This is a genomic window from Pantoea sp. Seng (assembly GCF_009829935.1).
Lineage (GTDB): Bacteria > Pseudomonadota > Gammaproteobacteria > Enterobacterales > Enterobacteriaceae > Pantoea > Pantoea communis.
The window spans coordinates 38035-50832 of record NZ_SZZV01000012.1; the positions used below are offsets into that span (position 1 = coordinate 38035).

A 12798-nucleotide genomic window follows, 5' to 3' on the forward strand; every position below is an offset into this window, starting at 1 on the left:
GCGTCATGCTGAGATCGAAAAGTGGTGCGATATCAGCAGACTGTTGCCCGTTCGCGGTCATGCCGGTTCCTCCAGCGTCATGCTGAGATCAAACAGTTGAGCGGTATGCGGATGCTGGATGCGGCGCGCGCGTAAATCCTCCGCGCTCAATTGCTCCACCATCTCACCGTGCTGCATCACCCCAATGCGCTGGCACAGATGGGTCACCACCGCGAGGTTATGCGTCACCATAATGTAGGTGAGTTTGCGATCAGTGCGTAGATCGCTGAGTAAATTCAGGATTTCCGCCTGCACCGACACATCCAGCGCCGACGTGGGCTCATCCAGCAGCAGCACTTCTGGCTCGGCAATCAACGCGCGGGCAATCGCCACGCGCTGACGCTGACCACCGGAAAGCTGATGCGGATAGCGGAAACGCACAGCGGCCGGTAAGCCGACCTCGCTCAGCGCCTGGCTGATGCGCTGTTCCGCGCGATCAAGCTGATGCACCAGCAACGGCTCATGCAGGATGCGGTCGATGGTTTGACGCGGATGCAGCGAACCAAACGGATCCTGAAACACCATCTGCACCTGGCGATAGAACGCGCGGCTGCGTTTGGCGCCCAGTTCCATGCCGCCAAATTTCATGCTGCCTTGCCACTCAGCATTGAGTCCGGCGAGGGCGCGCAGAATGGTGGATTTGCCCGAACCACTTTCGCCGACCATGCCAAAGCTTTCGCCGTTGGCGACCGCGAAGCTGACGCCTTTCACTACCTGATGCGCACCAAAGGCGATGCGCAGGTTATCAATTTCAATCATGAAGCCGCCTGTAAATTCTGTGCGTTCGTTGAACGGTACGCATCCATACGCATCCTGCGGGCGTAAAGCGGGCATGGGGGTATAACCGTGTTGATGGGCATTGCGCTATTCCCGCCACGCCGCATCGCGCTGTAATACCGGTAAGCGCTCGCGCGGATGTTTTAACGACGGCAAACAGGCCAGTAAGCCGCGCGTATACGGATGCTGAGCCTGCTGTAACTGCCCGGCGTCCAGCAATTCGACAATGCGCCCGGCGTACATCACCGCCACGCGATCGCAAAAGTGCGACACCAAAGGCAGATCGTGGCTGATCAGGATCAACCCCATGCCGCGCGCGGAAACCAGATCGTCAATCAGCTTGAGGATCTCTGCCTGTACCGTGGCATCCAGCGCGCTGGTGGGCTCATCGGCGATCAGCAGTTCCGGATCCGGTGCCAGCATCATGGCAATCATCACGCGCTGGCCCATCCCGCCGGAAACCTCATGCGGATAGCGCTTCGCCACCGCGGCAGCATCACGAATTTTCACCTGCTCCAGCAGATCAATCGCTGCCAGCATTGCCGCTTTACGGCTGCCGCCTTTGTGCTCGCGCCAGGCTTCTGCGATCTGCTGGCCAATGGTCATCACTGGATTGAGTGAATATTTTGGGTCCTGCAGGATGAAGCCCACGCGTTTGCCGCGAATCTGACGCAGCACTTTTTCACTGGCGCCGCGCAGATCGATACCGTCAAAACGCAATACGTCGGCGGTCACCTCCGCATTGCCCGGAAGTAATTGCATCAAACAGCGTGCGGTCAGCGACTTGCCCGATCCGCTCTCGCCAACAATGGCAAACTTCTCGCGGCCCACGCTAAAACTGACGCCGCGTACCGCTTCAAAGATCTCTGTGCGACTGCGGAAGGCAATGCGCAGGTTTTCAATTTCCACCAGCATTTAGCGCTCCTTAGGATCCAGCACGTCGCGCAGACCGTCGCCGAGAAAGTTAAATGCCAGTGAGGTCAGGAAAATGGCGATACACGGCATCAGCGGCACCCACCATTCGCTGAACAGGAAGCGGCGCGCGGTGGCAATCATGGTGCCCCATTCAGGTGAAGGCGGTTGCGCGCCCATCCCCAGGAAGCCAAGGCTGGCGGCGGTGATGATGATGGAACTCATATCCAGCGTGACGCGCACAATCAGGCTCGGCACGCACAGCGGCATGATGTGGCGCAGGATGATGCGCAGCGGTGACGCGCCAGTAAGTCGGCTGGCGGCGATAAAATCGCTGTGGCGGAACTGCATGGTTTCGGCACGCGCCAGACGCGCGTACGGCGGCCAGGCGGTTAAGGCAATTGCCAGAATCGCGCTCTCCACGCCGGGTTTCAGCGCGGCCACAAACGCCAGCGCCAGAATCAAACGCGGGAAGGCGAGGAAGATGTCGGTGATACGCATCAGCGTCTTATCCACAATGCCACCGGCATAGCCCGCGATACAGCCAATCAGCAGGCCGAGCGGGGCGGTGAGCAGCACCACGGCGATCACCATGCCAAGCGTGGTGCGTCCGCCATAGATAATGCGCGTCCAGACATCGCGGCCGAGTTCATCAGTGCCGAGCCAGTGTGCGACAGAAGGAGCCGCCAGACGGTTTTCCAGATGCTGTGCGCCTGGATCAAACGGCGTCAGCCACGGGGCAAATAGCGCCAGCAACAGCATGACGGCGATAACTGCTAATCCGGCCATCGCCAGCGGGTTGCTGCGCAGGCTGAGCCACAAGCGATAGCGTCGGCCCCACACCGCCTGACGGCGATTGGCTGGCGTATCGTCCAGCAGCCAGTCACGAGAGAAGAAGATCATTTTACGCGTGGGTCCCAAAGTCGATAGAGAAGGTCAGCCAGCAGATTGAGCAGCACATACACGGTGCCGACCAGCAGCGTGGCGCCGACCACCGGGTTCATGTCGGCGTTCATCAGCGAGGTGGTGAGATACTGGCCGAGGCCGGGCCAGGAGAAGACGTTTTCGGTGACGACCGCGCCCTCCAGCAATCCGGCGTAGGTCAGCGCCAGCACTGTCACCAGTTGCACCGCCACGGTCGGAAAGGCATGCCGCCAGATCACCCGGCGCGATGACAGCCCTTTCGCACGCGCAGTGATCACAAATTCACCGGTCAAGGCATTGAGCATAAAGGTGCGCGTCATACGTGTGATGTAGGCCATGCTGAAGTAGGCAAGGATCAAGACCGGCTGCGCCATGTGTGCCAGCGCATCCCAGAAGGCATCCGTTTCACCGGCGAGCAATGAGTCGATGGTAAGAAAGCCGGTGACCTGCGGCACCATATCCTGCCAGATGATGTCCTGCCGTCCTGGACCCGGCGCAATGCCGAGCACGGCGTAGAACACCAGCAGGCTCAGCAGCGCCAGCACAAACACCGGTAGTGAGTGTCCAGCGAGGCACACCACGCGAATGGTCTGATCGACCCAGGTGCTTTGGCGCACGGCGGCCCAGACACCCAGCGGAATACCGACCAGCGCGGCGATAATAATCGCGGCAGTCGCCAGTTCCATGGTCGCCGGGAAGAAGCGCGCAATATCGGTGGTCACCGGGTTTGAGGTGAGAACCGATTTCCCGAGATCGCCGTGCAGCAGTTGATTGAGGTAGTGGCCGAACTGAATGTAGAGGGGCTGATCCAGCCCCATTTCCAGGCGCACGCGATCCACCACGGACTGCGGTGCGTTATCGCCCACCGCCGCCAGCACCGGATCGGTAGGCATCACCCGGCCGATAAAGAAGGTCAGTACAGAAAGACCAAACAGCGTCAGCACCAGGCTTCCCAGGGTGCTGACGATTTTCTTCAGTAAAGGCATCAGGCTTTTTTCACCTGATCGTATGGCCACTGCTCCAGTACCGTCATGTGCACATCTGAGATGTTTTTGCCACAGGCGACATTCTTGGTCTTCTGCATCATGAAGATGAACGGACTTTTCTCACGGCCCAACTGCTGAATCTGCTGATAGAGGGCAATACGCTTCGCCGGATCCGGCTCGTGCAGTGCCTGCTCAGTCAGTTTGTTGAACTCTTCATCTGACCAGCTGCAGCGCCAGGCCAGCGTGCGGCTACGGGCATTTTCGCTGTTGTCGGTATTCACACAGAAGGCTTCAGTGTTGGAGTTTGGATCGAAATAGTCCGCGCCCCACACGGTCAGCGCCAGCTGATGCTGACGCGCACGCATCTTGGTCAACACTTGTCGGTTTTCGGCGGCAATCAATGACACTTTGATGCCAATCGCACCCAACTGAGTCTGGATCGCCTGAGCGATATCGGGATACGGCTGCATTGAGTAGTGGTCGAGGGTGATCTCAAATCCATTGGGATAACCCGCTTCCGCCAGCAGCGACTTAGCTTTCGCCACGTCTTTATGGAACGGCGTGTCGTCCAGCGCTGCCGGGAAGCCGCTCGGCAGGAAGCTTTGATGGGTAATAAAGCTCATCGACAGAATGTTCTTCTGGATGCTGTCGTAATCCAGCGCCCACTTCAGGGCTTGCCACACCTGCGGCTTTTTCAGGTATTCATTATTGGTGTTGCATGACATCAGCATGATGGCTGACAGCGACTGATTCACCAGCGACACGTTGCTGTCGTTCTTCACCTGCAACAACTGCTCGGTGGTGAGATCGTAGGCCGCATCCACGTCGCCTTTCTTCACCATCAGCGCCTGAGCAGCCGGGTCGGTGATGTGCTTCAGGATCACGCGCTTAATTTTGCTCTTGTCGGCATACAGCGGGCTCAGTTCCAGGATCACCGTTTCACTGGCTTTCCAGGTGCGCAAAGTGAAGGCACCCGAACCGGCGCTGTGCTGTTTCAGCCATGCATTACCGAAATCGTTGTTCTGCTGATTGGCTTCACAGGCCTTCTTCGACACGATGCTGCCAACGGTGGCGGAGAGGCAATACAGCAGGAAGGTTTCCGCTGCGGGTGCACCGAGTTTCATCTCCACGGTATGCGCACCTTTCGCCGTGACCATCTGCGTCACATTGTCTTTAGTGAAGCCAAACTGGTTAATGATAAAGGCCGGGCTTTTATCCAGCTTGACGATACGTTCAATCGAATAGGCGACATCTTCTGCGGTGAGCGCTGTGCCATCGGCGAATTTCGCTGCCGGGTCGAGGTGGAAGGTATAGGTGCTGTTATCGCTGCTCACATCCCAGCTCTTCGCCAACTGGCCAATCACTTTATCGGCTTTCTGCGGGTCCGGCGTGACCAGGCGCTGATACATGTTGCCGCAAATCTGGCCGCCGGTGGCTTCAAAGCTTTCATGGGGATCGAGGCTGGTAATGTTGTCCAGCTGCATCGCCATCACGAACATACTCGGTGGCGTATCAGCGAAGGCGGTGTTGAGACTCAGATAGGAAAAAGCAGGGACGGCGGCGCATCCTGCGAGAAAACGTCTTCTGGTTACCATGACAACTCCAAGTTATTGATTATTAAAATTAAATTTAGTTATTTTGCTGTTTTTTGTCTTGACTTTCCCGCTGTGCGAGAGGATTAATAATGGGATTAAGTCATTTGTTTCATGCGTGAAGCCTTGCCTCTTTTTGGTGCAATTTGCCCCGCCAGCAGGCAGAACTTGCGCTTTCTCCCGAACATGGAATCGATACAACATGTCTGACATCTTCAATATTCCGGTCTTTGACGGTCACAACGATGTGCTCAATAAACTCTGGCAACACCATCAACCCAACGCGGTGCAGGCCTTCCTGCAGGGTACTGGACGCGGTCAGATGGACCTGCCGCGTATCCGTCAAGGAAATATGGTAGGTGGGATATTTGCCACCTGGGTGCCGTCTCACCCTCTGATTGCAAGAAGTGCGCCAGACCTCTCAGATTTTCCTCAGGAAATTATTGGCGCTGCGCGTGATGCCACTTTTTCGATGCTGGCGTTGCTGCTGCGCATCGAACAGGCCTCAGAGGGGCAAGTGAAAATTTGCCGCAGCGTGCGCGATATTCGCGACTGTATGGCCAGGGGCGTGCTGGCGGTGGTGATGCACGTGGAAGGGGCGGAAGCGCTGGATACCAACGGCGAGCTACTGGATATCCTGTATGCCAGCGGTCTTCGTACGCTGGGGCCACTGTGGAGTCGCCCGAATCAATTTGGTGAGGGCGTGCCGTTCCTGTATCCGTCATCGCCGGATGTCGGCAACGGCTTAACGGCGGCGGGCAAGCAACTGGTGCGCGACTGTAATCAACGCCGGATCATGGTTGACCTGTCGCACATGGATGAGAAGGGCTTCTGGCATACCGCAGAGATCAGCGATGCGCCGCTGGTGGCCAGCCACTCCAATGCCCATGTCATCAGTGCGCAGTCGCGCAACCTTACCGATCGCCAGCTGGCGGCCATTAAAGAAACCCACGGCTTTGTCGGCGTGAACTTCGCCGTGCCGTTCCTGCGTGAAGATGGCGATCGTCATGCGCCGACCACCGTGGATGCCATCGTGCAGCATGTGGAATACCTGCTGGAAAAAGTCGGTGAAGATGGCGTCGGCTTTGGCTCGGATCTGGATGGTGCCACCATGCCAGGCGACATGAAAGATGTGGCCGGTTTCCCGCTGGTGGTGAACGCGCTGGCGGCGCGTGGTTATTCGCGCGAACTGTTGGAAAAAATTTGCCACGGCAACTGGCTGCGCGTGCTTGAAGCGACCTGGGGCGAGTAATTATGCGATTGCGACACATTGAGGTTTTTCAGGCGATAGTGCAGACCGGCAGCATCAGTGCGGCGGCGCGATTGCTCAATGTGTCGCAGCCAAATGTCAGTCGCGTCTTAACGCACGCCGAGCAGCAGCTGGGTTTTGCCCTGTTTGAACGGCGTGCGCAGGGGATGGTGGTCACCGCAGAAGGTCGGCGTTTACTGCCCGAAGTGGAAGATCTCTACCAGCGTTTACACTCCATCACCCAACTTACCGAGCAGTTGCGGCGCGGCGAAGGGCAGATGGTGCGTCTCGGTGCTGCACACGCTTTTGGTCAGATGGTGCTGGCACCCGCACTGGTCAACTGGCGGCAACAGGCGGCATCGGTGAGCGTGGAGTTGGTGACCGAGCACTTCAGCACGCTGTGCCAGATGATTATGGATAATCAGCTTGATTTCGCGCTGGTATTTGGTCAGCAGGTGGATGCCGATCTGCTGGCGGAGCCGCTGTTTCAATCGTCGATGGTGGCGTTGTTGCCGCAGCATCACACGCATAACGAACCCGCCACGCTGGAGTGGTTGTGTGCCAACAACCTGTTGATGATGCAGAACCAAGACCCACTTGGGCGCGTGCTGCATCGCGCTTTGCGTGACAAAGGGCTGGACCCGGCGGTGTCGTTGTCGATCAAAACCTATTCGGTGATTGCTGATATGGTGCTGGCAGGCGGCGGTGTGGGCGTGGTGGATCTGTTTACCGCCTGCCGCTATGCCGACCAGCTAAAACTGCTGCCGGTGGCACAACCGCTGCCGTTTGAAGTGATGCTGATCAGCCGCCGCGACCAGCCACAATCGCAATCGACCTTGCAGTTGAAACAGGTGATTCGCAATAAGCTGTGGGAGATCGCGCGGCAGTGTGAAACGCGGTTTTTTACCCTGTAAATGACGGCGAACTGGCTACGAACTGATTGCGCAATAAATTGCGCCGCTACAAAAAACATGCGCTCTGCCGTAGCGGCGCGATTCATCGCGCTACAAAGATATGCACCCTGCCCTAGCGGCGCGATTTATCGCGCTATTGACGACTTACACCCCATCCGTAATCGGTTTACGCACCAGCAGCAGATAAGCCAGCGCACCCACCACGGTGACGCCTGCACAAATCATCAGCGCGAGGCTGAATGACTTGGTGGTATCCAGCACCCAACCGGTGATCACCGGCGCAAACGAGGCAAACACAAAGCTGGCGAAGTTCTGGATGCTGCCCACCGATGCCGTCATACGTGCGGTAACGTTAGCGTGAATCAAGCCCCAGCAAGATGTCCCGGCAAAGTGAATGCAGAACAGCGCCATGCCAATCAGCGTCACTGCACTGGCGGTGTCTGTTGCACGGGTGACGAAAGTGGTGAAGGCTGCAGACAGCAGCATGCCGCTGACAATCGATACCTTACGCACTTTCACTGCATCCATTCCACGACGCACCAGCGCATCTACCACATAGCCGTTCAGCAACATGCCCGCTGCGCCAAACAGGAATGGAATCGCCGCCAGCAACCCGGTGCTTTTCAGATCCAGATGATAGGTCGATTGCAGATAACCCGGCAGCCAGGCAATGTAGAGCCACGCGGTATAGTTGATGCCGCTGAAGCCAATCATCATGCCCCACATGGTGCGCTGCTTGAACAAACCGCGCCACTCGGCAAAGCTCAGCGGCTCTTTGCGTGATGCCACGCTGCCCGCTTGCAGATAGTGAATCTCTTCACCGCTCAATTTGCTGTTGTCGCGGTTGCGGTACATCACATACCAGCCAATGGCGAGGAACATACCCAGCACACCGATGGTCACGAACATGCCGCGCCAGCCCATTACCAGCATCATCGCTGCCAGAATCGGTGGCGCAATCGACAGGCCAATCATCGACGCGGCGTTAAACATCCCCATCGGCATGCCGCGATCTTTGATGTTGAACCAGTCGTTGATCACCTTAACGCCGCACGGGTTCATCGGCGCTTCACCAATCCCCAACCCGATACGCACCAGCACAAACTGCGTGAAGTTATGCACCAGACCGGCAGCGGCCTGGAACAGTGACCAGACAAACATGCCGAGCGCCAGCATGATGCGTGGACCTTTGCGATCCAGCAGTGCACCACATGGCAGCTGCGCTAAGCCGTAGGCCAGCGAAAACGCCGAGAGCAGCACGCCGATCTCCGTGGCCGATAAGCCCAGCTCACCGCGAATGGTCATATTGGCCACCGACAGTGAACTGCGATCGAGATAGTTGATGATGGCCGCAAACAGCAGCAACAACATGGCGGTAACCTGAATCTTCTTAATGCGCGGTGAGCGCACCACATCGCCGCGTGCCGGGACAAAGTCTTGTCCATCGACGGCGGATGTTGGCGCGGCGTCACGGCCACGTGCAGATGTATTTTCCATTGCAACCTCCCAGGTATGGGGTCTTATCGTTATTGAGGGTTGGGGTCCTGCGGCAGCGAAACGGTGCTGCCACAACAGATTGCTTTGGAGACTAGAAGTAAACCGGTCGGGATGTTGCGAGGATGTTTCAGATTCGTGCGGGCGCTTCAGAATTGTGGTTTTTAATCGGTTTTTAATTGTACTGACGAATACAGCGAATCATCGACGATTTAGCTGTACCGAGATGGTTATGTAACGCGCACAGGGCTTCAACATCCCGGCGGCTGATTAGCGCGGTCAGAATCGCCATATGCTCCTCCAATGCCACGATATTACGTTGCTTTAAATCCGTTTCATCCCATTGATAATGCGAATGAAAAATCACCGAGATGATCTCCAGTGACTGATTGAAGAACGGATTGTTCGCCGCTGACAGAATCAGCGTATGCATCTCTTTATCCAGCGCGGCAAAGTGGCGGTAGTTGCTGGCGATGGTGTCACGCATGGCACGGTGACGGTCCAGCAGTTCACGTGCCTGAATCCAGCGTTCATCACTGGAAGGCAGGTTAAGGAAGCGGGTAAGTGCATGTGTTTCCAGCATTTCACGCAGTTCGAACAGGTTTTCGGCGTAGGGCTGATCAAACTTTTTCATGCGCCAGTGACCCCGCTTTACCGGTTCCAGCAGGTCGTAACGCATAAACCGCAGCAGGAACTCGCGCACCACTACCGGACTGGCCTTGACCTGTTGTGCCAACTGCAACTCACTAAAACTGTCGCCGGGCATCAGCTGTCGCTGGTTAATCAGATTAAAAAACGCCTGTTCAAACAAACGCGCTTGTTGATCGATCGGCGGCGTTAACGCGCTAAAACCATCCTCTTCGCTGGGATCGCGCACGATAACGTAAGTTTCTTCAACTTTATCCAGTACGCCGCGCTCATGCAGATGCTGCAGGGTATGGCGCACGGTGGTGCGGCTGATATTGAACATTTCCGCCAGCGCGGCTTGCGGTGGCAGCGGAGAGCGGATGTGGCGTTTAGCGATGCCTTCCAGCATTTGATTGATCACGTTCTGGCGTAAATTCAGGCTTCGGCTCATGCGCTTCTCCGGTTTTTTATTTATTAAAAATCACACAAAGCCCAAAAAAAGGGCGCTGCCTCACACTTCAGCATGTGCAAACGGCGCGGGTGGCTGATTTTCGCCAAAACTGCGACATCAGCACAGGAGAAGCCCATGACAACAATGAAAACCCTGGTGGTTGCCGAGCCGCGCAATATGGTGTGGCAGCAGCGTAAGAAACCGACTCCGGCCGACCAGGAGGTTGTGATTAAACCGATTGCCGCCGGGATTTGCGGCACCGATATTCATGCCTGGGCGGGCAATCAGCCGTTCTTTAGCTATCCACGCGTTCTGGGCCACGAGCTGTGTGGCGAAGTGGTGGAGCTGGGCTGTCGGGTAACGGATTTCAAAGTAGGGCAGCGCGTGGCGCTGATTCCCTATGTTTCCTGCCAGCAGTGCGATGCCTGTCTGAGTGGTAAAACTAACTGCTGCGAGAATATTTCGGTAATTGGCGTACATCAGGATGGTGGCTTCTGCGAGTTCCTCAGCGTACCCGCCAGCAACCTGTTAGCTGTTGATGATGTGGCGCCGGAAGCGGCGGCACTGATCGAGCCTTTTGCGATCAGTGCGCATGCGGTACGTCGTGCGGCGGTGGCAGCGGATGAGCAGGTGCTGGTGGTCGGTGCCGGACCGATTGGTTTAGGTGTAGCCGCGATTGCGGCGGCCGCGGGCGCGCAGGTAGTGGTGGCCGATACCAGCGAACCGCGACGTGCGCATGTCGCAGAAAAGCTGGGGCTCGCGACCCTCAACCCGATGGCAGAAGATTTCGAAATCACGCTACGTGCAGAGTTTGGTGGGCGTCTGGCTGCGAAGGTGATTGATGCCACCGGCAACCCGGCGGCGATGAACGGTGCGGTGAAGCTGATTCGTCATGGCGGCACCATTGTGTTTGTCGGCCTGCACAAAGGTGATTTGGTGATTCCAGACATTGAGTTCCACAAACGTGAAACAACGTTGATGGGCAGTCGCAATGCGACGCACGAAGATTTCGCAAAAGTCGGCGAATTGATGGCGAGTGGGCAGCTACGTGCCGATATCATGCTGAATCGTCATTATGACTTTTCTACTTTGGCGGAGACCTTTGAGTCAGAGGTGATCAACAATCGTGAGTTGATTAAGGGCGTGATTCATTTCGCGAGGTAGTCGGTGCGCATTGCTGCGCGCGAATGCGGGCCTGAGCGCCTCTGCTGCTGCCGGGCCGTACTCGCGTCTCACTGCGCGCGCATGCGGGCCTGAGCACCTCTGCTGCTGCCGGGCCGTCCTCGCGCCGCTGACGCGGTGCCTTCGGCTTCCACGTCGCGCCTGCGGACCGTTCGGGTTAAGGGGTTCAGTTCAGGTAAGGCCGTCCTGGCCAACCCGAACTGCCAGTCGCCTCCCTGCGCCTGGCTCCTGGCCCAACGTAAAAGCCTCAGCGCTGCGGATAGCCCTTGCAGCAGCAGAGGCGCTCTGGCCTCAGCCATCGTGCCGTTATTAACAGCATGCACTGTAGCTGAAGAGCGTGCTGGGGCTGTTCAGGGTAAGAGGCGCGCTCTGGCCTCAACCATTGTGTCCTTTTAACAGACTGCGTGATCACCCGGCGCTTAACTGGCAAGCATTACGCCATTGATAGCGACCACCCATCTCATGCCCGCAGTGCGGCAAAAAAGTGTTCCCGCACTGCTTCGGCATCCACGCCGAGGCACAAGCGCTGTGGGCGTAAGCCAGCAAACGGGTCTTCACGTGAGGCGAGGGCGCTGAGGCGTCTCACTGTCTGACCACGGCTGATGCCCTCCGTTATCACGCGCACTGGTGCTTCGGTCACGGTAAACGCCTGTGGCAAAGCCAGCCAGGAGAGCGTGAGCGTGTCATGCAGCGCCATGCCATCAAACCCTTCCTTTTGCAGACTGTACGCCAGATACGGACGGCATATCGCGCTGAGTACAGGCTGATTTAACTGCCGCACTTCATCACCCGTCATCAGCACCTTGTGCGTCACATCCAGCGGTATTATCACCACCGGCAGCGCCGAGGCCAGCACCTGATCGGCGGCATGCGGATCTTTCCAGATATTGAACTCGGCAAACGGCGAGACGTTGCCGGAATGGCCGTCGGTGCCAAATGCGCCGCCCATGATCACCAATTCTTTCACCAGCGGAATGATATCCGGCGCCTGATTGATGGCGCTGGCGATATTGGTCAGCGGCCCAATCGCCACGATGGTGATGGCATGGGGCTGTGCGCGCACGCTATCAATAATAAACTGCACCGCGCTGGGTGCTGCTTCACTGTGTGAGTTCTCGAATGCATCCCCTAATCCATCCAGGCCGTGCAGCGTGGCGGGCGCAGAAGGGGCTAATGCTAACGGACGGGAGCAACCGCGATAGACTGGTGCCTCAATCTCCATCTTCTCGCAGAACAGCCGGGCATTTTTCACCGCTTGCCCGACCGCCACATTGCCAAACACCGTGGTAATCCCCAGCAACCGCTGCGTCCGCGCCGCATACGCCAGCGCAAAGGCATCATCCACGCCAATATCAGTATCAAAAATCAGGGTACGCATCGGGATCTCCTCTCTTATGTTGTTCTCCACGTTAAAACATAATCGTGTGCAAAGGTAAGCCAATCGTTGACCGATATTGTCACCCCCGCGACGCCAGCGTATTATCATGCCGCTAAGGTGATGGCGTGCCACCTTCCCCAACCGCCGTTCTGGAAACAGACGGCTGATGACGCCTGACAACACTCGTATCCCTGCGCGGGAAACGGCGGTGTGTCAGGTGTTTTTCTGTCCTGCCGCGGCCCTGCGCGTAACTCATTTCAGGAGCTCCAAAAG

General features: G+C 57.3%; 11 protein-coding genes and 1 riboswitch. Of the genes, 3 read left to right on the plus strand and 8 right to left on the minus strand.

All coding sequences use genetic code 11. The features are described 5' to 3' along the window. Positions 1-57: 57 nt before the first annotated feature. The 5 genes from FD737_RS13930 to FD737_RS13950 all read right to left on the minus strand — a co-directional run bounded on the left by FD737_RS13930 (position 58) and on the right by FD737_RS13950 (position 5233). Positions 58-798, minus strand: a complete 741-nt coding sequence (locus FD737_RS13930; RefSeq protein WP_160833758.1) for an ABC transporter ATP-binding protein — start codon at positions 796-798, stop codon at positions 58-60. A gap of 105 nt (positions 799-903) precedes the next feature. After that, complete coding sequence (locus FD737_RS13935; protein ID WP_097119442.1) at positions 904-1731, minus strand: ABC transporter ATP-binding protein; 828 nt, start codon at positions 1729-1731, stop codon at positions 904-906. Then, the gene (locus FD737_RS13940; protein WP_058960683.1) at positions 1732-2631 is read right to left on the minus strand and encodes an ABC transporter permease; all 900 of its coding nucleotides are present in this window, start codon (positions 2629-2631) and stop codon (positions 1732-1734) included. Next, positions 2628-3638 (minus strand): ABC transporter permease, encoded by a 1011-nt coding sequence (locus tag FD737_RS13945; protein ID WP_160833759.1) that lies wholly within the window; start codon positions 3636-3638, stop codon positions 2628-2630. Before FD737_RS13945 ends, FD737_RS13940 begins: the two co-directional genes overlap by 4 nt. Beyond that, positions 3638-5233 carry an ABC transporter substrate-binding protein gene (locus FD737_RS13950; RefSeq protein WP_160833760.1) on the minus strand — a complete coding sequence of 532 codons (1596 nt, stop codon included), beginning with the start codon at positions 5231-5233 and terminating at the stop codon, positions 3638-3640. Before FD737_RS13950 ends, FD737_RS13945 begins: the two co-directional genes overlap by 1 nt. A 199-nt stretch (positions 5234-5432) precedes the next feature. Here FD737_RS13950 and FD737_RS13955 point away from each other — a divergent pair, with 199 nt between their 5' ends. Both FD737_RS13955 and FD737_RS13960 read left to right on the plus strand, forming a co-directional pair. Next, positions 5433-6482, plus strand: coding sequence for a dipeptidase (locus FD737_RS13955; protein ID WP_097119439.1), 1050 nt, complete (start codon positions 5433-5435; stop codon positions 6480-6482). Between the two features lie 2 nt (positions 6483-6484). Beyond that, positions 6485-7393 carry a LysR family transcriptional regulator gene (locus FD737_RS13960; RefSeq protein WP_160833761.1) on the plus strand — a complete coding sequence of 303 codons (909 nt, stop codon included), beginning with the start codon at positions 6485-6487 and terminating at the stop codon, positions 7391-7393. A 144-nt stretch (positions 7394-7537) separates the two neighbouring features. On the opposite strand, the gene FD737_RS13965 is transcribed toward FD737_RS13960, so the two are convergent. Beyond that, complete coding sequence (locus FD737_RS13965) at positions 7538-8890, minus strand: MFS transporter (protein WP_097119437.1); 1353 nt, start codon at positions 8888-8890, stop codon at positions 7538-7540. Between the two features lie 172 nt (positions 8891-9062). Then, entirely contained in the window at positions 9063-9965 is a 903-nt protein-coding gene (locus FD737_RS13970) for a GntR family transcriptional regulator (RefSeq protein ID WP_160833762.1), read from the minus strand. Positions 9966-10100: 135 nt separating this feature from the next. On the opposite strand from FD737_RS13970, the gene FD737_RS13975 reads away from it, so the two are divergent. After that, positions 10101-11129 carry a zinc-binding alcohol dehydrogenase family protein gene (locus tag FD737_RS13975; RefSeq protein WP_097119435.1) on the plus strand — a complete coding sequence of 343 codons (1029 nt, stop codon included), beginning with the start codon at positions 10101-10103 and terminating at the stop codon, positions 11127-11129. 478 nt (positions 11130-11607) lie between these two features. Here FD737_RS13975 and FD737_RS13980 read toward each other — a convergent pair whose 3' ends face one another. Continuing rightward, a complete protein-coding gene (locus FD737_RS13980) occupies positions 11608-12525 on the minus strand; it encodes a nucleoside hydrolase (RefSeq protein WP_160833763.1) in 918 nt (305 codons plus the stop codon). 107 nt (positions 12526-12632) lie between these two features. Continuing rightward, a riboswitch (Fluoride riboswitch) is annotated at positions 12633-12708 on the plus strand. Positions 12709-12798: the final 90 nt, after the last annotated feature.